This is a genomic window from Micromonospora sp. AB353, from assembly GCF_049538395.1.
Taxonomy (GTDB): Bacteria; Actinomycetota; Actinomycetes; order Mycobacteriales; family Micromonosporaceae; genus Micromonospora; species Micromonospora aurantiaca.
On the sequence record NZ_JBMVFV010000001.1, the window covers coordinates 88224 to 109649 of the forward strand.

The 21426-nt window shown below is 75.1% G+C and carries 22 protein-coding genes; 10 read left to right on the forward strand and 12 right to left on the reverse strand.

Annotation, left to right across the window (positions count from 1 at the left end; genetic code table 11):
- Positions 1-70: 70 nt before the first annotated feature.
- From ACPCK6_RS00445 to ACPCK6_RS00480, 8 genes are read right to left on the reverse strand one after another with little or no spacing between them, the layout of a single operon-like run.
- Positions 71-1060: a DNA topoisomerase IB gene (locus ACPCK6_RS00445; protein ID WP_396880541.1), complete on the reverse strand. Its 990-nt coding sequence runs from the start codon at positions 1058-1060 to the stop codon at positions 71-73.
- Positions 1044-2003, reverse strand: coding sequence for a glycosyltransferase family 9 protein (locus ACPCK6_RS00450; RefSeq protein WP_423479995.1), 960 nt, complete (start codon positions 2001-2003; stop codon positions 1044-1046). The genes ACPCK6_RS00445 and ACPCK6_RS00450 overlap by 17 nt, the downstream gene beginning before the upstream one ends.
- On the reverse strand, positions 2000-2701 hold the full coding sequence (locus ACPCK6_RS00455; RefSeq protein WP_423479996.1) for an SDR family oxidoreductase: 702 nt from the start codon (positions 2699-2701) through the stop codon (positions 2000-2002). Before ACPCK6_RS00455 ends, ACPCK6_RS00450 begins: the two co-directional genes overlap by 4 nt.
- Before the next feature lie 55 nt (positions 2702-2756).
- Positions 2757-4247 (reverse strand): PfkB family carbohydrate kinase, encoded by a 1491-nt coding sequence (locus ACPCK6_RS00460; RefSeq protein ID WP_423479997.1) that lies wholly within the window; start codon positions 4245-4247, stop codon positions 2757-2759.
- Positions 4244-4936: a D-sedoheptulose-7-phosphate isomerase gene (locus tag ACPCK6_RS00465; RefSeq protein WP_396880545.1), complete on the reverse strand. Its 693-nt coding sequence runs from the start codon at positions 4934-4936 to the stop codon at positions 4244-4246. The genes ACPCK6_RS00460 and ACPCK6_RS00465 overlap by 4 nt, the downstream gene beginning before the upstream one ends.
- A complete protein-coding gene (locus ACPCK6_RS00470; RefSeq protein WP_396880546.1) occupies positions 4936-6153 on the reverse strand; it encodes a glycosyltransferase in 1218 nt (405 codons plus the stop codon). Before ACPCK6_RS00470 ends, ACPCK6_RS00465 begins: the two co-directional genes overlap by 1 nt.
- Complete coding sequence (locus ACPCK6_RS00475) at positions 6138-7112, reverse strand: glycosyltransferase (RefSeq protein WP_396880547.1); 975 nt, start codon at positions 7110-7112, stop codon at positions 6138-6140. The genes ACPCK6_RS00470 and ACPCK6_RS00475 overlap by 16 nt, the downstream gene beginning before the upstream one ends.
- Positions 7109-8773 carry an HAD-IIIA family hydrolase gene (locus ACPCK6_RS00480; protein ID WP_423479998.1) on the reverse strand — a complete coding sequence of 555 codons (1665 nt, stop codon included), beginning with the start codon at positions 8771-8773 and terminating at the stop codon, positions 7109-7111. The genes ACPCK6_RS00475 and ACPCK6_RS00480 overlap by 4 nt, the downstream gene beginning before the upstream one ends.
- Positions 8774-8955: 182 nt before the next feature.
- On the opposite strand from ACPCK6_RS00480, the gene ACPCK6_RS00485 reads away from it, so the two are divergent.
- Together ACPCK6_RS00485 and ACPCK6_RS00490 are read left to right on the forward strand one after the other, a co-directional pair.
- Positions 8956-9402: an SRPBCC family protein gene (locus tag ACPCK6_RS00485; protein ID WP_396880549.1), complete on the forward strand. Its 447-nt coding sequence runs from the start codon at positions 8956-8958 to the stop codon at positions 9400-9402.
- 90 nt (positions 9403-9492) lie between these two features.
- Positions 9493-10260 carry a polyprenol monophosphomannose synthase gene (locus tag ACPCK6_RS00490; protein WP_194801004.1) on the forward strand — a complete coding sequence of 256 codons (768 nt, stop codon included), beginning with the start codon at positions 9493-9495 and terminating at the stop codon, positions 10258-10260.
- 446 nt (positions 10261-10706) lie between these two features.
- Here ACPCK6_RS00490 and ACPCK6_RS00495 read toward each other — a convergent pair whose 3' ends face one another.
- The gene (locus ACPCK6_RS00495) at positions 10707-12299 is read right to left on the reverse strand and encodes a phytoene desaturase family protein (RefSeq protein WP_423479999.1); all 1593 of its coding nucleotides are present in this window, start codon (positions 12297-12299) and stop codon (positions 10707-10709) included.
- 72 nt (positions 12300-12371) lie between these two features.
- On the opposite strand from ACPCK6_RS00495, the gene ACPCK6_RS00500 reads away from it, so the two are divergent.
- Positions 12372-13805 (forward strand): aldehyde dehydrogenase family protein, encoded by a 1434-nt coding sequence (locus ACPCK6_RS00500; RefSeq protein WP_423480000.1) that lies wholly within the window; start codon positions 12372-12374, stop codon positions 13803-13805.
- A gap of 60 nt (positions 13806-13865) precedes the next feature.
- On the opposite strand, the gene ACPCK6_RS00505 is transcribed toward ACPCK6_RS00500, so the two are convergent.
- Positions 13866-14270 carry a ChaB family protein gene (locus tag ACPCK6_RS00505; protein WP_423480001.1) on the reverse strand — a complete coding sequence of 135 codons (405 nt, stop codon included), beginning with the start codon at positions 14268-14270 and terminating at the stop codon, positions 13866-13868.
- Positions 14271-14408: 138 nt separating this feature from the next.
- On the opposite strand from ACPCK6_RS00505, the gene ACPCK6_RS00510 reads away from it, so the two are divergent.
- The 5 genes from ACPCK6_RS00510 to ACPCK6_RS00530 all read left to right on the forward strand — a co-directional run bounded on the left by ACPCK6_RS00510 (position 14409) and on the right by ACPCK6_RS00530 (position 17168).
- Positions 14409-15431, forward strand: coding sequence for a YihY/virulence factor BrkB family protein (locus tag ACPCK6_RS00510; protein WP_260027786.1), 1023 nt, complete (start codon positions 14409-14411; stop codon positions 15429-15431).
- Between the two features lie 57 nt (positions 15432-15488).
- Complete coding sequence (locus ACPCK6_RS00515) at positions 15489-15905, forward strand: DUF2795 domain-containing protein (protein WP_043325035.1); 417 nt, start codon at positions 15489-15491, stop codon at positions 15903-15905.
- A 58-nt stretch (positions 15906-15963) separates the two neighbouring features.
- A complete protein-coding gene (locus ACPCK6_RS00520) occupies positions 15964-16425 on the forward strand; it encodes an SRPBCC family protein (RefSeq protein ID WP_013285389.1) in 462 nt (153 codons plus the stop codon).
- A gap of 101 nt (positions 16426-16526) precedes the next feature.
- Entirely contained in the window at positions 16527-16790 is a 264-nt protein-coding gene (locus ACPCK6_RS00525) for a hypothetical protein (RefSeq protein WP_030270328.1), read from the forward strand.
- 165 nt (positions 16791-16955) lie between these two features.
- Complete coding sequence (locus ACPCK6_RS00530; protein WP_030499856.1) at positions 16956-17168, forward strand: hypothetical protein; 213 nt, start codon at positions 16956-16958, stop codon at positions 17166-17168.
- Position 17169: 1 nt separating this feature from the next.
- Here ACPCK6_RS00530 and ACPCK6_RS00535 read toward each other — a convergent pair whose 3' ends face one another.
- Positions 17170-17616: a hypothetical protein gene (locus ACPCK6_RS00535; protein WP_423480002.1), complete on the reverse strand. Its 447-nt coding sequence runs from the start codon at positions 17614-17616 to the stop codon at positions 17170-17172.
- A gap of 163 nt (positions 17617-17779) precedes the next feature.
- On the opposite strand from ACPCK6_RS00535, the gene ACPCK6_RS00540 reads away from it, so the two are divergent.
- A complete protein-coding gene (locus ACPCK6_RS00540) occupies positions 17780-18142 on the forward strand; it encodes a DUF6401 family natural product biosynthesis protein (protein ID WP_318333403.1) in 363 nt (120 codons plus the stop codon).
- A gap of 60 nt (positions 18143-18202) precedes the next feature.
- Here the strand turns inward: ACPCK6_RS00540 and ACPCK6_RS00545 are convergent, their stop codons facing one another.
- The gene (locus tag ACPCK6_RS00545; protein ID WP_194800995.1) at positions 18203-19063 is read right to left on the reverse strand and encodes a mechanosensitive ion channel family protein; all 861 of its coding nucleotides are present in this window, start codon (positions 19061-19063) and stop codon (positions 18203-18205) included.
- A 200-nt stretch (positions 19064-19263) separates the two neighbouring features.
- On the opposite strand from ACPCK6_RS00545, the gene ACPCK6_RS00550 reads away from it, so the two are divergent.
- Positions 19264-21417 (forward strand): SpoIIE family protein phosphatase, encoded by a 2154-nt coding sequence (locus tag ACPCK6_RS00550; RefSeq protein WP_423480003.1) that lies wholly within the window; start codon positions 19264-19266, stop codon positions 21415-21417.
- Positions 21418-21426 lie beyond the last annotated feature (9 nt).

Genomic DNA, 21426 nt, shown 5'->3' on the forward strand with positions numbered 1-21426 from the left:
GGACCGCACCGGCGGCCGAGTCTTCCGGCCCCGTCGCGCTTCCCCCAGGACCGACGGGGCCGGTCGGCGGTCAGCCGGCCTCCTCCTCCAGCAGCGCCAGCACCGACTTCTCCACCGCGTCGCGCGGCATCTCCGGCTGCACCGGCGCCAGCACCCCGTCGTGGTAGAGGTCGACCACGCGCGGGTCCACGTACGAGGTTCGGGCCACCGTCGGTGTGTTGCCGAGCAGCTCGGCCACCGAGCGCATCACCCCGGCCACGGCACGCCTGCGGGCGGTGGCGGACCGCTGCGGGCCCACGGTGGCCAGTTCGGCGGCGGCCAGCACCGTCGCGTGCCAGGTGCGGAAGTCCTTCGCGGTCATCTCGCCGCCGCTTGCGTCGCGCAGGTAGTCGTTCACCTCGTCGCTGCGCACGTCGCGCCAGGAGCGGCCGTCCCAGTAGCCGAACAGCCGCTCCTGGGCGCGCCGGCGGCGGCGCAGGTTGAGCAGCACCCGGCACAGTTCGGCGTCCTCGATCCGGCGGACCTGGTCGATGCCGCCCTTGGCCGGGAACTCGAACACCACGCACCCGCCCCGGGAGCGGGCGTGCTCGGGCCGCAGCGTGGCCACCCCGAACGTCGGGTCGTCCCCGGTGGCGTACTGGTCGCTGCCGACCCGGAACGCGCCCATGTCGAGCAGCCGGGCGACGGTGGCGAGCACCCGTTCCCGGCGCAGGCCGCGCAGCGCCAGGTCGTGCGTGACCCGGTCGCGTAGCGCGGGCAGCCGGTGCGCCACCTCCAGCACGTGGTCGAACTTGGCCTCGTCGCGCTTGCGCCGCCAGCCCGGGTGATAGAGGTACTGCTTGCGGCCCGCCGCGTCGATGCCGGTGGCCTGGATGTGGCCGTTCGGGTACGGCGAGATCCACACGTCCTGCCAGGCGGGCGGGATCACCAGCTCGCGCAGCCGGGTCAGCTCCCCGGCGTCGCGTACCGGCTCACCGGCCGGGTCGAGGAACAGCCAGCCCTTGCCGCGGCGCCGGCGCGCGTACCCCGGCCGGCCCGGATCGCTACGCCGCAACCGCACCGGAGACCCGTTCCACGTCGGCCACCGCAGCCACCACCTCGTCGATCCCGATGGCATCCAATGTCGGGTGGGTTCCTACCCCGCCCGACCCGGTCGAATCCGGGTTGACGGGCGTGGGCTCGATCGCACCCAGCGCCCGGTGCCGGGGCCGGTCCGGCGGTGGGCCCCAGTGTGCCGCCGGCACCGGGCCGAACAGCACCACCGAGGCGGTGCCGTAGCCGGTGGCGAGGTGCGCCACGCCGGTGTCCCCGCTGACCACCAGCCGCGCGTCCGCGACGAGCGCGGCCATCTCGGCCAGTCCGGTCCGGCCGGCCAGCACCGCCCGCGGCGGCAGCCCGGCGTCGCGGGCGACCCGCTCGGCCAGCGCCCGCTCGTCCGGCGAGCCGGTCACCGCCACCCGGTGCCCGCGCGCGGCCAGCTCCCGGGCCAGCCCGGCGAACCGGTCCGCCGGCCACCGCTTCGCCGGGATCTTGCCGCCCGGGTGCAGCAGCGTCACCCCGGCCGGCACGCCGGTCGCCGCCGGGCGTCGCAATGCCAGGTCACCCGGGACGGCCGGCAGCCCGTACGCGTGCAGCAGCCGGCACCAGCGGCGGACCTCGTGCTCGTCGTCGTCCCAGGCCGGGCCGTCCGGGTGCCCGGCGCCCGGGTTGCGGTAGGCCAGCACGCGGCCGGGGCGGACGGCGGCCAGCGCCCGGTGCGACTGCGGTCCCCGGCCGTGCAGGTTGACCGCCACCTCCGGTGCCGGCCCCGTCCACCCGATCCGGTCCGGCCCGGTGGTGGGCAGCACCCGGTCGACCGCCCCGGTCAGCTCCGCCAGCGGCGTCAGCCAGGCCGGCGCGGCGAGCACCAGTTCCCGGCCCGGCAGGCCGGCGCGCAGGCCACGCAACGCCGGCACGGCGGTCGCCAGGTCACCGACCCCGAGCGCGCGCAGCACCAGGATCACGGGTACGAGGACTCCTGCGCGGCGCAGACCACCATCTCGCGTACCGCGCAGCCGGCCGGCTGGGACAGCGCGAACATGACCGCGGCGGCGGTGTCGGCGGGCTCGTTGAGCACCGCGTCCGGGCCGGGGCGGTACTGCGCGTCCCGCTCGTCGAAGAACGCGGTCCGCATCCCGCCGGGGATCAGCAGCGTCACGCCGACCGCTCCGGCGAGTTCGGCGGCGAGCGCCCGGGTGAACCCGACCACCCCGAACTTCGCCGCGCAGTACGCGGTCGCGTCACTGACCGCCTTCACGCCCAGCGTGGAGGCGACGGTGACGATGCTGCCCCGGGACGCCTCCAGCCAGGGCAGCGCGGCCCGGATCACCGCGGCCGTGGCGAGCAGATCGACGGTGACGATGCGTTCCCAGGTCTCGGCCGGGATGTCGGCGAGCTTCCCGGGCACGTCCATCCCGGCGGCGGTGACCACGGCGTCCAGCCCGCCGGAGCGTTCCGCGAGGTCGCGGGTGCCGGCCTCGGCGGCGCGGGTGTCGGCCAGGTCGCACTCGACCCACGGCACCCCGTCGGCGGGGCGCTGCCGGTCCAGCACCAGCGGGCGTCCCCCGGCGCGGGCCACCGCGGCGACCACCGCCGCGCCGAGCCCGCTGGAGCCGCCGGTGACCAGGACGGTCGGCCCGGCTCCGGGCGCGCCGGCGCTCACGCCGCCACCGTCGGACCGGCGGGCGCGACCGCGCCGGGTCGGATGCGTCGCTCGTTCATCGTGCTCCCTTCGCCGTGGACCGGACCTGCGCGACGGCCTCGGCCGGGTCGACCGGCGCGGCCGGCCAGCCGCCGCTGCCCCGCCCGGCCCGCGCCGCCGCGATCATGTCGGTGGTCGAGCGCCCGTCGAGGTACGGCACGACCACCGTGTGGCCGCCCCAGCGGGCCAGGATCTCCGTCTCGGGCAGCGTCTCCGGGCCGCCACCGCTGGCGTAGTCGCCGCCCTTGACCCAGATGTCCGGGCGCAGCCACGACAGCGCCGCCTCCGGGGTCGGCTCGTCGAAGATCAGCACCGCGTCGACGCAGCCGAGCGCGGCGAGCAGCCGTCCCCGGTCGCCCTGCGGCACGACCGGGCGCTCCGGGCCCTTGAGCCCGGCGACGCTGGCGTCGGAGTTGAGGCAGACCACCAGACAGTCGCCGAGTTGCCGGGCCGCCTGGAGCGTCGCCACGTGCCCGGCGTGCAGCAGATCGAAGCAGCCACCGGTGGCGACCACGGTGCCGCCGGCGGCGCGTACCCGGGCCACCACCTCGCCGGCCGCCCCGGCGCCGATCCGGTCCCCGCCGCCGGTGACCACCTCCGGGGCCACCGCGCGCACCGGCGCGGGCAGCGCGGCCGCGACGCCGCCGCCGGCCACGTACGCGGATGCCTCGGCGACCGCCTCCTGCACCGCCTCGGACACCAGCGCCCCCCGGGCCAGGGCGAGGGTCGCGGTGGACGCGAACCGGTCGCCCGCCCCGCATGTGTCCCCCTCGGCGGGCGGCGCCGGCACCACCAGGGGCGTGGATCCGGCGTGGCTGAGCAGCGCGCCGTCCCCGCCGAGCGTCACCGCGACCGCGCGCGCCTGCCAGCGGCGGCGCAACGCGTGCGCGCTGCGGGACGCGACGGCCAGGCGGGAACCACCCGGCGGCGTCTTCGCCAGCTCGCGGGCCTCCGGCTCGTTCGGGGTCGCCAGGTGCACACCGGGTACGGCGGCCGGTCCGCGCGGATGCGGATCCCAGACCACAGGTGCCCGGGTGGCGGTCAGCGCGGCGCGCAGCACCGGATGAGCGGCCACGCCCCGGCCGTAGTCGCTGACCAGCACGGCGGACGCGCCGGCGATCAGCCTCAGCACGGCGTCGCTGGGCTGACCCGGGGTACCGGCGCTCCCGCCCCGGTCGTGGCGCAGCAGCACCCGCCCACGCGCCCGCAGCCGGATCTTCTCCGGGGTGGCGCCGGCCAGCGGAAGCGCGTACAACCGGACCCCGGCGGCGGCGAGCAGCGTGCCCAGCCGGGCCCCGCCCGCGTCGTCGGCGACGGCGGTGACCAGCGCGACCTCGGCGCCCTGCGCGGCGGCGAAGACGGCGGCCAGCCCGGCGCCGCCGGGCCGGTCGGCGGAGACGGTCTCGTCCAGCACCGGCACCGGGGAGTCCGGGCAGAGCCGGTTCACCAGACCTTCGACGTCGCGGTCCAGCAGCGTGTCACCGAGCACCACCACCGGTCCCCTCATGCCGCGCCTCCCCGTCCGGCCGGCGCCGTCGGGTCCGGCTCGCCGACGACCACCTCGACGCCGGCGCGTACCGGCCCGGCCGCGGGCCGGGCGGCGAGCGCGGCGGGCAGCGCCAGTTCGACGTACTCGCAGAGCACGTGCGAGGCCACCAGGTGCAGTTCCTGCACCACCTGCCCGTCCGGCGAGTCGATCGCCAGGTGCTCGTGGCAGAGGTCGGCGAGGGGGTTGGGTGCGGGTCCGGTGAAGGCCCAGCAGCGCATGCCGGTCTGGTGGGCGGCGTGGGCGGCGGTGAGGAGGTTGGTGCTGGTGCCGCTGGTGGTCATGAGCAGGAGGTGGTCGTGGGGCCGGCCGTGGGCGCGGACCTGCCGGGCGAAGGTCTCGTCGTATCCGTAGTCGTTGGCGATGGCGGTGACGGCGCTGGTCTCGGCGTGCAGGGCGATCGCGGACAGGGGTTGGCGGTCGTGCCGGAGTTTGCCGACGAGTTCGGCGGTGAGGTGCTGGGCTTCGGCGGCGCTGCCGCCGTTACCGGCCACCAGCAGGCGGCCACCGGCGGCGAGCCGCTGCGCCAGTTCCTCACCCCAGCGGGCCAGCATCTGTTCCGCCTCCCGCAGCGGCAGCAGCGCGGCGGCCAGCAGGCTCAGGTGGTCCTCCAGCACGGTCGCGCCGGCGGCCGGCGTCCCGGCCGTCATCAGGCGACCACCCGGGTCGGGCGGCGCACGGTGGCCACCTCGCCGTACAGCTCGGTGAGGCGGTCCGCCGCGGTGGCCCAGGAGTAGCGGGTGCGGGCCCGCTCCAGCGCGGCGGTGGCGTACGCGAAGCGGCGGATCCGGTCGCCGAGCAGGCCCCGGAGCGCCGCGCCGAGGGCGGCCGGCTCCCGGGGCGGCACCAGGTCGCCGGTGCGTCCGGCCACCACCGTGTCGATCAGCCCGCCGACGGCAGTCGCGACCACCGGTACGCCGCAGGCCATCGCCTCCAGCGGAGTGAGCCCGAACGGCTCGTACCAGGGTGCGGCCACGAGCACGTCGGCCGACCGGTACCAGCGGCCCATCTCCTCCCGGGGGACCGCGCCGACCAGCCGGACCCGGTCGGCGACGCCGAGCGAGTGGGCCAGCGCGCGCAGGCGCAGCGCGTACGGGTCGGTCTCCAGCAGTCCGGCCGGTGGCCCGCCGACGACGACGCACTCGGCGTCCGGCACCTCGGCGACGGCCCGGATGACGTCCTGGAAGCCCTTGCGTTCGACCAGCCGGCCGACGGTGAGGATGCGGGCCCGGCCGCCGTCGCGGTCGGCGACCGGGCCGAGCGGGGAGAACGTGGTGAGGTTCACCCCCGACGGCACCACTGTCATCCGGGACCGGGGCACGCCCATCCGGACCAGTTCGGCGACCTCGTCCTGGCACTGGGCGACCACCCGGTCCACCGAGCGGCCCAGCTTCCGCTCGTGCTCGACGCGGCCCGGGGGGCTGGTGTCCTGCACGCCCTGGTGGCGGCGCTTGACGGTGCCGAGCGCGTGGTACGTCTGCACCATCGGCACGCCCGCGCGGCGGGCCGCGGCGAGACCCGCGAGCCCGCTCATCCAGAAGTGCGCGTGCACCACCTCGGGCTGCCAGTCGCCGGTGCGCCACCGGTCGGCAAGCCACTGCCCGAACGACGGCATGTACGGCAGCAGGTCGTCCTTGGCCACCGGTTCGGCCGGCCCGGCCGGTACGTGCACCACCTCGTACCCGTCCGGGGTGCGGACGCTCACCGGCAGGTCCACCGCGTCGAGCCGGGTGTAGACGCGCACGTCGTGACCGGCGGCCGCGAGCGCGGCGGAGAGCTCCGCGACATGCGTGTTCTGGCCACCGGCGTCCTCCCCGCCGAGGACGGCGAGCGGGCTGGCATGCTCCGAGATCATCGCGATGCGCATACTTCCTCCTCCAGCAGCCGGTCCCAGTCGGCGAGGAATCGCTCCAGGCCGTAGCGGTCCCGGGCGGCGGCCCGGGCCACGGCGCCCGCCCGGCGGGCGGACTCCCTGTCGTCCAGCAGGCCACGGGCGGCGTCGACGAGCGTGTCGACGCGGGTGGACAACGCGCCCGCAGCCGGTGGCACCGCCTCCACCGCCTCGGTGGTCGCCAGTGCCACCACGGGCATGCCCATGGTCATGGCCTCGATGAGGCTGAGGCCGAGTGAGGTCCAGCGGCACAGGTGCAGGTACGCGCGCCGTTTGGCGAGTTCGGCGTGCATGGCGTGCTGGGGTACGTCGTCGTGGCTGGTCAGCCTGTCCTCGGGCAGGCCGAGGTGGGCGGCCAGACCGTCCACCTTCATCCCGTAGACGTCCAGCGGCGCCAGCGCGGCGAACCGGGCGAGCAGGTCGGTGCCGGTGACCCGCCAGCGGCGTACCGGCTCGTTGATGACCACGGCGAGGCGGTCGAGTTCCCCGGTCCACTCGACGGCCGGCGGTACGACGCCGTGGTCGACGACTGTGGTGCGGGTGCCGCCGTTGTCCCAGAACAGCTCGTTGAACGCGGTGACGTGGGTGAGCAGCAGGTCGTCGCGGCCGGCCATCGGGTGCCGCGTGTTCGGCACGTCGCCTTTCGGCGTGTTGTGCTCGACGTAGATGGCCGGCACGTCCCGCCCGGGCCGGCGGCCGAGCCACTCGGCGGCCAGGTCGAGTTCCTCGGGGCGTTGCAGGATCACCAGGTCGACGTCGGTGTCGCGCAGCTCGTCGGGAGTGACCTCGACGGCGCTGTCCGGCCACGGGTAGGTGCGCGCCCGGCCCAGCCCGTACGGCCCCCGGTCAGGGGTGACCGGCACCAGGTAGCGGTGCTTGCCGTGCACGAAGGAGGTCGTCCACGACCCGTGGACGTGCCACAGCAGGATGTTCATCCGGCCACCCCGCCCGCCACCGGCGCCGGCACGCCGAGCAGCCGCAACGCCTCCAGCACCCGTCCCGGCTCGACAGCCGACAGGCACGGGTGCCCGGGCACCGGGCAGACGGTGGCACGGGTGTCCCGGCACGCCGCCCCCGCGTCGCCGAGCCGCACCGTCGGCACCCGGTACGGTCCCCACTGTCCGAACGGCACCGTCGGGGCGAACAGGCTCACCACCGGCACGCCGAGCGCGGCGGCGAGGTGCGCCGGTCCGGTGTTGCCCACCACCAGCGCCCCGGCGCCGGCGATCACCGCCGCCAGGTCGTCCAGCCCGGTCCGCCCGCCCAGGTCCACGCCGCCCGCCGCGGCGACGCGCGCGGTCAGCTCCCGCTCGTCCGGCCCGCCGGTGACCACGACCCGGTAACCGGCCGCGCCGAGCACCCGCACCACGCGGGTGGCCAGTTCCTCCGGGCAGGCGCGGGTCTCCACCGACGAGCCGGGGTGCAGGACCACGTAGCCGGGCTCGCCGGCGTCCGCCGCGCGCGGCGGAAGCCGGTCGGTGCGGATGCGCAGCGCCGGTTCGTCGTGGCCGGGCAGCGCGAAGCCGGCGGCGGCCGCGAGCGACAGGGCACGTTCCGGTTCGGGTACGCCCGCCGGAACGCGGTGGCGGACGTCGAGCAGGCTGCCCGGGTAGTCGTCGCTGATCGCGCTGATCCGCGGTATCCCGGCCATACGCAGCAGCAGCGCGAGGGGCAGGGCGGACTGGTGGAAGGAGGTGAACACGACGGCCTCGTCGGCGCGTACCTCCGACAGCCGGTCGGTGAGCGCGCGCACGGCGCCGGGGTCGACGGGCGGGGCGGGCGCGTCGATCCACGGCAGTGGCGCCTCGATGATCTCGTCCACGCCGGGGAGCAGGTCGGCGGCGGCCCGGCCGCGTGGCCCGCACAGCAGCACCACCCGCTCCGCTCCGGCCGCTACCGCCCGGATGCCCGGCCCGGTCACCAGCACGTCGCCCGCCGCGTCGCTGCGGACCACCAGCACCGTCCCGCGACGCGACCGGCGCGCGGGGTGCGGCGCGGCAGTCAGGCGCATCCGGGCCAGCACGATGCCCACCGCGTCCGGCAGGTCGGCCGCGACAGTGGGCGCGGCGGCCACCTCGGCGGCCCGCGTCGCCGGCGTCGGCACCATGATCGCGGCGGCGCCCGCAGCCGCGGCGGCTGCCGTGTCCGCGCCGATGTCACCGATCAGCACACACCGGGTCGGCGTGGTGCCGAGCGCGCGGGCTGCCTCGTGGACGAGGCCGGGCGCGGGCTTGCGGCAGGCGCACCCGTCGGCTTCCGCGTGCGGGCAGATCACCCAGTGGTCGAAGGGCCCGAGCAGCTCCTCCACCCGGGCGTTGACCAGGCGCAGGTCGTGCGCGGTGAAGTACCCCCGGGCCAGGCCGGACTGGTTGGTGACCACCGCCAGCCGCAACCCGGCAGCCCGCAACCGGTCCAGCGCCTCCCGGGCGCCGGGCACCGGCCGTACCTTCTCGGGGTCGCCGTTGTACGGCACGTCCTCCACGAGCGTGCCGTCCCGGTCCAGCAGGACCGCGTCGTACAGGCCGGACGGGAACCGGTCAGCACCCGGGTCAACCCGGGCTGACCTGCACTGATCCCGCTCCTGGTCCCGTCGCACGGGCGGCGGGTTCCCGAGGCCCCGAGGAGTAAACGTCGGCGTCGGCGCCAGGCCGCCCCGCCGGTGCCGCACAGCCGGGTGCACGACTGCCACGACCGGCCCGATCCGGCGATACCCGCCGCCCCGGAGAAGCTAACCAGGATCGCCGTTAGCGACCGCCCGCGCGGGGGTACCGCTCGGTGATGGCGGTTGTGGAGAAGGTGATCGACGCGCCCCCGGAGCACGTCTTCGAGGTGCTCGCGGACGGGTGGACGTACAGCGACTGGGTGGTGGGCACCGCGCACGTGCGGGACGTGGACGACACGTGGCCGCGCGTCGGCAGCCGGCTGCACCACCGGGCCGGGCCGTGGCCGTTCTCGCTCCAGGACAAGTCGACGGTGCTGGAGTGCCAGGTGCCGCACCGGCTGGTGCTGCGCGCCGGACTGTGGCCGGCCGGCGAGGCGATCGTGGCGTTCGTACTCGAGCCGCTCGACGACGGCCGGACCCGGGTGACGCTCGGCGAGGACTTCGCCGCCGGGCCGTTGCGATGGATCCGGACCAAGCTCAACGACCTGGTGCTGCATCTTCGTAACCGGGAGACGCTGGCCCGGCTGTCCGACATCGCGACGCGGCAGAAGCCGGAGCGGTGATCGATCGCCGGCGGGGCGTCTGTGCGGCCGCCGTGCGAGGGACTGGCTACCCTCTCAGGTGAACCTGTCGGCTGACCGAGGATGTCCGTGATGATCGAACCCGTGCAGTTACCCTCCCCGTGGGGGGATGCGCGCCTGACCGTCGTCGTTCCGACCTACAACGAGGCGGGCAACCTCCCCGTGCTGGTCGAGCGCCTCCTCGCGCTGCCGCTGCCGGGGCTGAAGGTGCTGGTCGCCGACGACAACTCCCCGGACGGGACCGGCGAGGTCGCTGACAAGCTGGCCATCGAGCACCCGGACCGGGTGATGGTGGTGCACCGCCCGGGCAAGGAGGGCCTCGGCCGGGCGTACGTGGACGGCATCGGCCGGGCGCTCGACGACGGCGCGGACTTCGTCGCGCAGATGGACGCCGACCTGTCGCACCCGCCGGAGGCGCTGCCCGGCATGCTGGGCGCGCTGCTGTCCACCCAGGCTTCGGTGGTCATCGGCTCCCGGTACGTGCCCGGCGGCGAGCTGGACGAGAACTGGCCGCTGTACCGGCGCGCGCTCAGCGGCTGGGCGAACCTGTACGTGCACACGCTGCTGCGGGTCCGCATCCGCGACCTGACCGCCGGCTTCAAGATCTGGCGGGCGGACGCGCTGCGCGCGATCGGGCTGGACCGGGTCCAGTCCAACGGCTACAGCTTCCAGGTGGAGATGCACTACCTCGCCACCAAGCTGGGCCACACGATCCTGGAGGTGCCGATCCGCTTCGAGGAGCGCCGCGACGGCGACTCGAAGATGACCACCGCCACGAAGATCGAAAGCGCGCTGATGCCGTTCAAGCTGCGCAGCCGGCACCGCAACCTGGACTCCTGACCCGCTCTCCCGCACCTCCACCGCGCCCTCACGCTGCGTCGTTGTCACCGCGCGTGAGGGCGCGGTCGTCTCGCCACCGTCCCTCGTCGGCCCCTTTGCTCTGCAGCCATCGGCGCAGCACCGCCCGAGCAGGGACTCTGTCCGGGACACCGTTTCGCCGGGCACCTGCGGCGGACACGGTGCGTGACCGATGCGTATGCGGGTGCAGAGCAAAGGCGGTGGTGCGTGGATACCGCCGGGGCAGCGCCGAATACTCAGCGTGACGCACCGTGAACGGCCAGCCGTCGATTGCGCGGCGGTATCAGCCCTCGCTGCAGTCGGCGGTCAGCCGACACCGCTTGAGCGCCTCGTCGCGAACAGCTCGCAGATCTTGGTAGGAAACGGCCCCCATAGGGGCACTTTCGTACCAAGATCTACGGCTGCTTCCGGGTGGAGGCGCGGTCGGGTCAGCGGTAGAGGGTGCGGTGGGCGGCGGCGATCGTGCGGGCGTACACCTCGCCGGTGACCGCCCGGTCGCGTGCCAGCGCGGCCCGCGCCGCGTTCGCCCCCGGCGCGCCGTGCACGCCGCCGCCGGGGTGGGCGGAGGCGCTGGCCAGGTAGAGCCGGTCGACCGGGGTGTCGGCGCGGCCCAGGCCGGGGATCGGCCGCAGGAACAACTGCTGGTACGCCGCGGCGGTGCCCCCGCCGAGCGCTCCCCCGACCAGGCTCGGCTCGGCGTCCTCCAGGTCGGCCGGGCCGGCCACGTGCCGCCCGACGATCGACGCCCGGAACCCGGGTGCCGCCGCCTCCAGCACCTCCTCCATCCGCTCCACGTGCCCCGCCACCTCCTCGGCCCGCCAGTCGCGGCGGAACGGCAGGTGGGTGTAGGACCAGAGCGACTCGGTGCCGGGTGGCGAGTGGCTCGGGTCGGCCACCGACATCTGCCCCACCAGCAGGAACGGATCCCGTGGCAGCTCGCCGCGGGCCAGCTCGGCCGCGTACGTGGTGAGCCCGTCGAGGTCGGCGCCCAGGTGCACGGTGCCGGCCCCGGCCAGGTCGCGGTTCGTCCACGGCACCGGCGCGGACAGCGCCCAGTCGACCTTGAGGGTGGAGCCGTCCCACTTGAAGTGCGCCAGGTCCTCCACCATCCGGGGCGGCAGCGCCGCCGCGCCGACCAGGTCGAGGAAGAGCGCCGGGGCGGGTACGTCGGCGAGCACCGCGCGCCGGGCCCGCCAGTCGGTGCCGCCGGCGGTGCGCACGCCCATCGCCCGGCCCCGGGCGGTGAGCACCCGCTCGACCCGGGCGCCGTACGTGATCCGCCCGCCCCGCTCGACCAGCCGCGCGACGAGCGCGTCGGTGATCTTCTGGGCGCCGCCGATCGGCACCGGCCAGCCCACCTGCTGGCCGAGCATGGCGAGCAGCCAGCCGTACACCCCGGAGCCGGCGTCCTCCGGGGACAGGTCGGTGTGCAGGGCGCAGCCGGCCAGCAGGACCGTGCCGCCCTCGCCCTCGAACAGTTCCGCGCCGAGCTTGCGGACCGGTAGCACGAGGCGGCGGGCCAGGCGGAGCGCGCCGCCGACCCGGAGCTGCCGCAGCAGACCCAGCCCGCCGCGTACCGGCGGGAACGGGGTGGTGATGGTCTGCAGCATCGGCTCGGCCACCTGACACCAGTCGGCGTACGCGTGCCGCCAGCGCTCCCCGTCGCCGGGGGCGAACGCCTCCAGCGAGGCGGCGGTGGTGTCCAGGTCGCGGTTGACCACTGCGGCGCGGCCGTCCGGGAGCAGATGCGCCAGCACGTCCGGCGCGTGCGTCCAGGACAGGCCGTGCCGGTCCAGGTGCAGCCCGTCGAGCACCGGGGAGGCGTAGCCGAGCGGGTAGAAGGAGCTGTAGAGGTCGCTGAGGTAACCGGGCGCGGTCACGTACGCAGAGCGCACGGCCCCGCCGGGCGCCTCGGTGGCCTCCAGGACCTCGACGTCCCAGCCGGCGTCCACCAGCAGGTTCGCGGCCACCAGCCCGTTGTGCCCGGCCCCGATGACGACGGCGTCTGCGGTGGAGGTCATCGGATCCGGCTACCCGGACGCTCACCGGGCGAAACGCGTTTGTCCCGCCCAGGCCGGGGCAAGCACGGCCGCATGTACACGGTTGCGCAGCTCATTGGTGGGGTGTGGGGCGCCGGCGGCGAGGGCGGCGAGCTGGTCGTCCACGATCCGGCGGACGGTTCGCCGGTGACGCGGACGCCCGTCGCGACGGCCGACGAGGTGGCCAAGGCGGTGGAGGCGGCCCGGGGCGCGGCGGCGGAGTGGGCGGCGACCGCACCGGCGGAACGGGCCGCGGCGCTGCACCGGGCGGCGGACGCGGTCGAGGCGGCGGCCGACGAGCTGGCCGAGGCGACCACGGCGGAGATGGGCAAGCCGCTCGACGACGCGCGGGGCGGGGTGGCGGCGGGCGTCGGCACCCTCCGACAGTACGCCGAACTGGCCCCCGTCCGGGGCGGCCGGACGCTGCACGGCGCGCACGACGCGCTGGACTTCATGGCCCCCGAGCCACGCGGCGTGGTCGCCGCGATCACCCCGTGGAACGACCCGGTGGCGGTGTCCTGCGGCCTGCTCGGCGCCGCGCTGGTCACCGGCAACGTGGTGGTCTACAAGCCGAGCGAGCGGACCCCCGCCACCGGCTGGCTGCTGGCCCGCGCGCTGGACTCGGCGCTGCCGGCCGGGGTGCTGTCGCTGCTCACCGGCGGTGGCGAGGTGGGCGCCGCGCTGGCCGGGCAGGACTTGGACGTGATCGCCCACGTCGGTTCCACCGCCACCGGCCGGGCGATCGCCGCCGCGGGCGCGCGGACCGGGGCGAAGGTGCTGCTGGAGAACGGTGGCAGCGACCCGCTCGTGGTGGACGCGGACGTCGACCCGGTCTGGGCGGCCGAACAGGCGGCGCTCGGGTGCTTCGCCAACGCCGGTCAGATCTGTGTGGCGGTGGAGCGGATCTACGTGCACCGCGACGTCGCCGAGGGCTTCCTGGACGCGCTCGTGGCGCGTGCCGAGGCGCTCACCGTGGGCCCCGGCCGTGACCCGGTAACGCAGCTCGCGCCGCTGGTGGACCGGCGGCACCGGGACCACGTGCACGGGCAGGTCACCGCCGCGCTCGCCGACGGCGCCCGGGCACGCGCCGGCGGCGAACTGCCGGACGGGCCGGGCGCGTTCTACCCGGCGACGGTGATCGAGGGCTGCCGGCACGACATGGCGCTGGTCCGCGAGGAGACGTTCGGGCCGGTCGCCCCGGTGGTCGTGGTCGACTCGTTCAGCGAGGGGCTGCGCTGCGCGGCCGACTCCCCGTACGGCCTGGCCGCCACCGTGCTGACCGGCTCGATGAGCCACGCCCAGCGCGCCTGGCGGGAACTGCCGGTCGGCACCGTGAAGATCAATTCGGTGTTCGGCGGGGCGCCGGGTGGGGCGGCCCAGCCGCGCCGGGGCAGCGGTCAGGGCTTCGGGTACGGCCCGGAGCTGCTGGACGAGTTCAGCACCGTGAAGGCGGTGCACCTGGAGGCACCGGGCGGCGGCCACTGGTGAGACGGCACGACACGAGCCCGGGACCGAGGCGGTCCCGGGCTCGACGCGTACCCCCAGGGGTCAGCGACTCCCGCGGGCCTTGCGGGTCGCGTTGTTGTTCGCCTTCTCGATCGCCTTGACCAGTTCCGGCTTGGTCATCCGGGACCGGCCGCGCACGTCCAGTTTCTTCGCCACCTCCATGAGGTGGTCCTTCGTGGCGTTGGCGTCCACCCCGCCGGCCGTCGGCGCGCGCCGGGCCGGGCCACCGCCTTCGGCCTGCTTGTCGCTGGGCCCCTTGCGGCCCTTGGGCTCCCAGTGGTCGCCCACCTTCTCGAACTCGTGCTTGACAGCGGCGAAGGCGGTGCGGTGTGCCCGCTCCCCCTCGCCGTACGTCTCGACTGCCGAGTCGTGCGTCTTCTCCCAGGTCCGCTGCGCCTTCGCCGGGGAGCGCCGCAGCGTGCTGGGCAGTACCTCGCGCCCGGGCATCTCGTCCTCCTGGAGTCTCGATCGGCTGTCTGGTGTGGTTCCCTGCCGCCCGGCGGGCAAACCGGCACCCGGTTTGTCGATTTCTCCCCGGGGGTACCGCCCGCCCACGCCCGGTGGCGGGGCCTGGAGGAGGCGGACATGACCGTGACGACACCACAGACGGTCGGCGGCCGGACACGGTCCCGCCTCCCGCGCCGGATCCGGCAGCTCAACTGGCGCACCTGGCGCGGTGTACTGGTGCGCAGCGGCAAGGGTTTCGTCACCGACAACTGCGCGGACTGGGCGGCGGCACTCACCTACTACGGGGTGCTGGCGCTGTTCCCGTCCACGATCGTGGTGGTGGCGCTGGTCGGCCTGGTCTCCGACGGCCCGCGCACCGTCGACACCGTGATCGACCTGGCCCGGGAGATCGGCGCCGGTTCGGTGGTCGGCAACGACGCGTTCGTGGGTGTGGTGCGCAACGTGGTCGAGCAGCAGGGCTCGGCGAAGGTGCTGCTCAGCTTCGGTCTGCTCGGCGCGCTCTGGTCCGCGTCCGGGTTCATCGGCGCGTTCACCCGCGCCTCCAACGCGATCTACGGGGTACGGGAGGGCCGGCCGTTCTACCGGCTGCGCCCGTTGCAGATCGGCATGGCCGCGGTGACGATCGTGCTGCTCGCGGTGGTGGCCACCGGGCTGATCGTCAGCGGCCCGGTCACCGACGCGGTGGGTGACCTGCTGCACGCCGGGGCGGTGGCCCGCACCACGTGGTCGGTGGCGAAGTGGCCGCTGCTCGCCGTGGTCGCGATGACGCTGCTGTCGCTGCTGTTCTGGATCGCGCCGAACGTCCGCCAGCCGCGGTTCCGCTGGCTCACCCCGGGCGGCGCGCTGGCGCTCGTGGCCTGGGTGCTCGCGTCCTTCGGCTTCGGCCTGTACGTGGCGAACTTCGGCTCGTACGACGTCACGTACGGCAGTCTCGGCGCGGTCATCGCGTTCCTGGTGTGGCTCTACCTGTCCAACTGCGCGTTGATGCTCGGCGTGCAGGTGAACGCGGAGCTGCAACGCGGGCGGGCGATGCAGGCCGGGGTCGAGGAGCCGGACGACCCGGTGCTGCCGCCCCGCGCCCCGGCCGGCGACGAGAAGACGGACGGGGAGAAGACGGCCGACCGGTTGCCGCCCGGATGACCGGCTCTCCCGGGCGGCGCCGGTTTACCGGCGGTCCCCCGGGGCATCTCCCAAGGCATGGAACGTGGCAGCAGCAAGCACTCGCCCAGGGTCGACGACCAGATGAGCAGCGAGGTCAGCGGTCTCGTCCAGAGCGCCGGCACCGGCGGTTCGCGGGCCGAGGAGTTCCGGATCCCGGAGCCGGCCGGCGAGGACCAGCCGGAGGCCACCACGGCGCCGGCCGGGGAGCTGCGCAGCGGCACGCCGCAGGGCATGAGCTCCGAGGACGTCGAGGCGCGCAGCCGTCTGGGGCGGTTCATCACGATGACCGCCCTGCCCGGTGACCGGGAGGCGCTGCTGGCGAACGCGCGGGAGAACGAGGCGCCGACGGACATCGTCGCCGCCCTGGAGACCCTGCCCGCTGACGCCCACTACCAGACGATCTCCGAGGTGTGGGCCGCACTCGGGCACAGGAACGAGACGACGCGCTGGTGAGCGGGCCGGCCCACGGCCCGTACGAGACACCCACCGGCGGAACAGGAGGAACCCCGACATGAGTGGCGTTACCGAGCACGTGGACGTGGACGTCCCGATCCGGACCGCGTACGACCAGTGGACCCAGTTCGAGGAGTTCCCGCACTTCATGGACGGCGTGCAGGAGGTCCGGCAGCTCTCCGACACGATGACCCACTGGACCGTCGAGATCGCGGGCGTGAAGCGCGAGTTCGACGCCGAGATCACCGAGCAGCTGCCGGACGAGCGGGTGGCCTGGCGCTCCACCGGGGGCACCCAGCAGGCGGGCGTGGTGACCTTCCACCGCCTCGACGAGGGGCACACCCGGGTCACGCTGCAGATGGAGTTCGAGCCGCACGGCGTGGTCGAGCAGGCCGGCGACAAGCTGGGCGTGGTCGACCGGCGCGCCAAGGGCGATCTGGAGCGGTTCAAGCAGTTCATCGAGCGGCGCGGTCAGGAGACCGGCGCCTGGCGCGGTGCCGTCGACCGCCCCACCCCCTGAGCCACCTCCCCCGTACCCGAGTCTGGATGGCCGCCGGCGGTGCCGGCGGCCATCGCCGTGTCCGGCCGTTTGCGATCATCCGGTCCGGGTACCGCAGGGGAATGACCGACAACGACCGCCACGTGTGGCGCGACGAGGACCGCACTCCCCTGCACGAGCTGGACCAGGCCATCGCCCGGTCGGCCACGGACGGCCAGGGCGACGACGTCACCGCCAACGACGCCGGCGAGGAGGCCGCGTTCGGGCACGGCCCGGAGGCGGTGGACCGGGGCGCCGGCCCGGAGGCCGAGCGGCGTGAGATGACCGATGCGGACCGGGCGTACCGGCCGTCGACGATCGGGCGGACCGGCCCCGACAGCATGTGATCGCCGGGCGGCTGCGGGCACCCGTGCCGATGCCCGCGGCCGCCGGATTCATGCTCGGCCGAAACGACAGAAAGTGCGGTACGGACGGCCGGGAAAACGGACAGCCCATCTAGAATCGGCCGAACGGCTGACGGCACTCCCCCTGATGCGCGCAAGACTTTCGGGATGCAACAGGGCTCCGGTTTCCTCTCCAACCGTCAGCGCAAGCTCGCGTGGCTGGGCTTCCTGCTCGCCGCGATCCAGGCTCCGGTCTCCGCCCGGTTCACCGAAGACAGCTCCTGGCTGTTCAGCCTGGTGGTGGCGCTGATGGTCGCGACCGTGATCATCGCCGACGACGGCGCCCGCCGCCGCCCGGCCGACGCACGCTCCTCCGACTGAGTCAGCGTGTGCCGGGGCGCGCCTCGTGCCCCGGCATCCCCCGGCTGCGGCGGCGCTCCTTCATCTCCGCCTCGTAGAGGTGCCGCCGGCCCTCGACCAACTCGTCGCGGGCCTGCCGGTCCAGCTCCCGGAAGAGCGCGTAGTAGCCGTCGTCGAAGTCCTCGACGATCTGGAACGTCCACCGCCCGGCGATGACGTTGCGGCCGAGCAGTTCCCTGTCGATCCGCTCGGCGAGCGCCGGGTGACCGGCGGCGCGGAACATCTCCACCGCGTCGTCGAGCATCAGGTCGGCGTGGCCGATGAGCTGGTGCAGTTCGTACAGGTGTCCGCGGGCCCGCTCGACGCACTCCAGGGCCTCGCCGAGCTTGCCCAGCGCCTCGACCGTGGCGTCACTCACTCCCTCCGGGCGCCGGTGTGCCAGGTCCGGTCCGTCGGCCCGCTGTCCCATCGTGTCCCTCCGTGACCCCGGTCGCGTGCTCTGCGTACCGGACTTCTGCCCCCGCACGGGCGACTCAATCCCGCCGGACGACGCGACGGCTCCCCCGGACGACCCGGGCATCCCCCGCTCGGCCGAGGCCGGCCCGCGGCGGGCGGCGTTAGCCTCGGACACCATGCGCGTGCCGAACAACCGGGTCGCGACCCGCCGCTCCGCGGCCGTGGCCGCGCGGACGACCCTCACCTCGCTGACCGCCGCCGTCGGCACCGCCGGCCTCGCCGCGGCCTACGCGAACCCCGGGCTGCTCGCCGAGGTCGACCAGCACGCCGCCGGGGTACGCGACACCCTCGACGGCGACCGCCGGCCACTGACGGTGGCGGCGCTGGCCGGGTACGCCGAGGGTCTGCGCGACGCGGCGGCCGAGCACGGCTGGACGCCGCCGGCCGAGCCGGACTGGTCCGCGCCGGACTGGACGCTCACCCGCCTGCTCGCGGTGTGCCTGCTGGCCCGTGGACTGGACCCGCGCCACCTGGCCTGACCCGGACACGGCTACGGGGCGCCCGCGATCGCCCCGCGGACACCCCGTCAACCGTTGCCGTCAGCCGTTCGGCCGGCGGAACTGCTGTGTCTCGTCGCCCATCTCGCCGGAGCGGTACGTGCCCGCGCCCGACATGGACGACTGCGGCGCCGCCGGTGCCGGTTGCCCGCCCCGGTCGGCCATCCGCCGCTCGTAGTCGCCGCGGCCGGCCTGCTGCGCCTGCCGCTGCTGCCGGATCGCCCGGGACTCCTCGGCGGCCCGGTGCAGCCAGCCGTCCCAGCGGTCCTGCATCGGCTTGACCAGACCACCACCGACACCGACGATCAGGATGCCGGCCACGGTGGCGAGGAACGCCACGAGCACCGGCGTGGTCACCGTGGTGGCGATGCCCACCTGGTTCAGCGCGGCGATGATCCCGAGCGCCAGGATGAAGATCGCCGTCACGTCGGCCAGCACCCGGCCGTACGAGAGCCCGCCGAGCGCACCCGAGACCAGGTCCCGGACGGCGTTGGCGATGGCGGCGGCGATCACCACGATCACGATCGCCACGAAGGCCCGCGGCAGCCAGGACACCACCCCACGGATCAGGTCGCTGATCGCGTTCGGTCCCCACACCCCGAAGGCGAACTGCAGGGTGAACAGCAGGACCGCGTAGTAGGCCAGTTTGGCCAGGATGTCGCTGGCGTCGTACTTGGTGCGTTCCAGGGCCCGTTTGACGCCGCCGCGTTCGACGGCGCGGTCGAACCCGACCCGTTCCAGTGCCGCGTCCACGATTTTGAGGACGGCTCGGGCGATGAGCCAACCCACGACGAGGATCGCGATGAACGCGATCGCCCGCGGTACGAAGAGCAGCACCGACCTCCAGAAGTCGGTCCAGGCCGCACTGATGTCGACCTGTCCGACCGCGAGGGTTTTCGGCATGATGTCCCTCCTGTCGCGTGAACTGCGCCGCCCGCATACCCGGTGACCTGGGCAGCACGCCGGGCCGGACCGGGGCAATTTCCCGACATGGCTCGCCGAACCGGCCGTGACCTGCCCGAACATCCGCGCCTGGCGGCACCCGTATCCGCCACGGACGCATGATCGGAACCACCCGGCCACGCTCCGGTTAGGCTGCGGTCATGCCAGGCACCGTCGGTCGGGTTCCCACACCGTCCGCCCCCGCACCGGGAGCGCCCACCGATCCCGTCGCCGGCGGGCAGGCGGCCGGGGCCGCCCACCCGTGGGCCGGTACGCCGCTGGGCGCCCCGCACACCTGGGACCCCGCGGTCCGCGCCGTCGCGGACGTGGTGCTCGCCTCCCCGGTCCCGATGGCCCTGCTCCTCGGCGACGACCTGGTGGTCTTCTACAACGACGGGTACGCCGAGCTGATCGGCGACCGGCACCCGGAGGCGCTGGGCCGGCCGGCGGCCGAGGCGTTCGCCGAGGTGTGGCGCGACCCGGGCGCCGGCGAGGCGCTGGAGCGCGTCTACCGGCACGGCGAGCCGTTCCTGCAACGGGAGGCGGTGCTGCCGGCCGACCGGCAGGGTCCGACGGAGCCGGCCGTGTTCACCAGGGGTCACTGCCCGGTCCGCGACTCGGCCGGCCGCATCGTCGGCGTGCTCACCGTCTCGGCGCAGACCACCCAGCTGACCCAGCAGTTGCAGAGCCTGAGCGACTTCGCGGCGGCGCTGGCCGGCACGCTCACGCTCGACGACGTGGCCCGGGTGGCGCTGCGCTACTGCCTGCACTCCTTCGACGCCGACCGGGTGTCGTTCGCGGTGGACGAGGGCAGCGCGTGGCGGCTGGTCCGCCGCATCCGCGGTGAGCTGCTCGACGAGGCCGACGAACGGCTGCCCCCGCTGTGGCGGCGGATGTCCGCCGAGTCGGCGTTGCCCGCTGTGGTGACCGCGCGCAGCGGGGTCGCCTCGTTCACCGCCGACGGGCAGCCGCTGCGCGGCGTCGCGGCGGACCGGCACGACGAGAAGATCCGCGCGCTGGCGGCGCTGCCGCTGCGGACGACTGTGGTGCGGGGTTCGCTCACAGTGGGCTACCGGACGCCGCGGCCCTGGTCGCCGGCGGAACGGGCGCTGCTGGCCGCGTCCGCCGAACTCGTCGGCCAGGCCGCCGAGCGGGCCCGCCGTTTCGAGACCCAGCACGGCACCGCCCAGATGTTGCAGCGCAGCATGCTGCCGGAACGGCTGCCGGACCTGCCCCGGCTCCGGATCGCCGCGCGCTACGACCCGGGCGTGGACGGCAACGCGGCGGGCGGCGACTTCTACGACGCGTTCCTGCTGCCCACCGGCGCGCTCGGCGTGGTGCTGGGCGACGTGGCCGGGCACGACGTGCAGGCCGCCGCCCGGATGGGCCAGGTACGCGCCGCGCTGCGCGCGCTCGCCCTGGTCGACTCCCGGCCGGACGCGGTGCTCGACGGGCTGGACCGGCTGGTCGCCAGCCTCGGCGTCGAGGGCGGCACCCAGGAGCTGTTCGTGACGGTGGTGTTCGGCGTGGTCGAGGCGGACCGGGAGCTGGTCACGCTGGCCAGCGCCGGTCATCCCGCGCCGCTGATCCGCCGCGCCGGGCCCGGCGCACCGGTGGCCGAGTTCGTCGACGTGCCGCCCGCTCCTCCGCTGGGCCTGGGTGGACGGGCACGTACCGCCACCGTGCCGTTCCGCCCCGGCGACACGCTGCTGCTCTACAGCGACGGCGTGGTGGAGCGGCGCTGGCAGGACCTGGCCGCCGGGATGGCCGGGCTGGGCGCGGCGGTGACCGGGGCGGCCGGCGGCGATCCGCGCGCGCTGTGCGCGGTGGCGACCGCGTCGGTGCCGGGCGCCACCGAGGACGACGTGGCGGTGCTCGCCGTCGAGTACGCGGTGCGCCCCAGCCGGTCGGCGAGCATGGAGGTGCCGGCCGAGCCGACCGCGCCGAGCCGGGTCCGGCACTGGATGACCGCGCAGCTCGGCGAGTGGCGGGTGCCGGAGGCGGTGATCGGCGCGGCGGTGCTGTGCACCAGCGAGCTGACCACGAACGCCCTGCTGCACGCCGGCACCGCCGCCCGGGTCGAGGTCGACCTGTCCGCGGAGCGGCTGCTGGTGTCGGTGGCCGACTCGGGCACCCGGGGTCAGGTCACCCGGGCGCAGACCGACACGCTCAGCAGCCGGGGCCGCGGGCTCGGCCTGATCGAGGAGCTGAGCGACGCGTGGGGCACCGACCCGGCCGTACGCGGATCGACTGTGTGGTTCGAGATCCTCATTCCGGCGGGTGAGCCGCGCGTCGGCGACGCCCCGGCCGGGTAGGAGCCGGAC

Coding starts and splice junctions, on each gene's coding strand:
- ACPCK6_RS00530 (WP_030499856.1), top strand. CDS start 16,956: ATGCAACAGGGCTCCGGTTTCCTCTCCAACCGTCAGCGCAAGCTCGCG.
- ACPCK6_RS00465 (WP_396880545.1), bottom strand. CDS start 4,936: ATGACGGCCGGGACGCCGGCCGCCGGCGCGACCGTGCTGGAGGACCAC.
- ACPCK6_RS00500 (WP_423480000.1), top strand. CDS start 12,372: ATGTACACGGTTGCGCAGCTCATTGGTGGGGTGTGGGGCGCCGGCGGC.
- ACPCK6_RS00485 (WP_396880549.1), top strand. CDS start 8,956: ATGGCGGTTGTGGAGAAGGTGATCGACGCGCCCCCGGAGCACGTCTTC.
- ACPCK6_RS00460 (WP_423479997.1), bottom strand. CDS start 4,247: ATGAGGGGACCGGTGGTGGTGCTCGGTGACACGCTGCTGGACCGCGAC.
- ACPCK6_RS00550 (WP_423480003.1), top strand. CDS start 19,264: ATGCCAGGCACCGTCGGTCGGGTTCCCACACCGTCCGCCCCCGCACCG.
- ACPCK6_RS00475 (WP_396880547.1), bottom strand. CDS start 7,112: ATGAACATCCTGCTGTGGCACGTCCACGGGTCGTGGACGACCTCCTTC.
- ACPCK6_RS00505 (WP_423480001.1), bottom strand. CDS start 14,270: ATGCCCGGGCGCGAGGTACTGCCCAGCACGCTGCGGCGCTCCCCGGCG.
- ACPCK6_RS00490 (WP_194801004.1), top strand. CDS start 9,493: ATGATCGAACCCGTGCAGTTACCCTCCCCGTGGGGGGATGCGCGCCTG.
- ACPCK6_RS00545 (WP_194800995.1), bottom strand. CDS start 19,063: ATGCCGAAAACCCTCGCGGTCGGACAGGTCGACATCAGTGCGGCCTGG.
- ACPCK6_RS00510 (WP_260027786.1), top strand. CDS start 14,409: ATGACCGTGACGACACCACAGACGGTCGGCGGCCGGACACGGTCCCGC.
- ACPCK6_RS00535 (WP_423480002.1), bottom strand. CDS start 17,616: ATGGGACAGCGGGCCGACGGACCGGACCTGGCACACCGGCGCCCGGAG.
- ACPCK6_RS00525 (WP_030270328.1), top strand. CDS start 16,527: ATGACCGACAACGACCGCCACGTGTGGCGCGACGAGGACCGCACTCCC.
- ACPCK6_RS00470 (WP_396880546.1), bottom strand. CDS start 6,153: ATGCGCATCGCGATGATCTCGGAGCATGCCAGCCCGCTCGCCGTCCTC.
- ACPCK6_RS00515 (WP_043325035.1), top strand. CDS start 15,489: ATGGAACGTGGCAGCAGCAAGCACTCGCCCAGGGTCGACGACCAGATG.
- ACPCK6_RS00520 (WP_013285389.1), top strand. CDS start 15,964: ATGAGTGGCGTTACCGAGCACGTGGACGTGGACGTCCCGATCCGGACC.
- ACPCK6_RS00495 (WP_423479999.1), bottom strand. CDS start 12,299: ATGACCTCCACCGCAGACGCCGTCGTCATCGGGGCCGGGCACAACGGG.
- ACPCK6_RS00540 (WP_318333403.1), top strand. CDS start 17,780: ATGCGCGTGCCGAACAACCGGGTCGCGACCCGCCGCTCCGCGGCCGTG.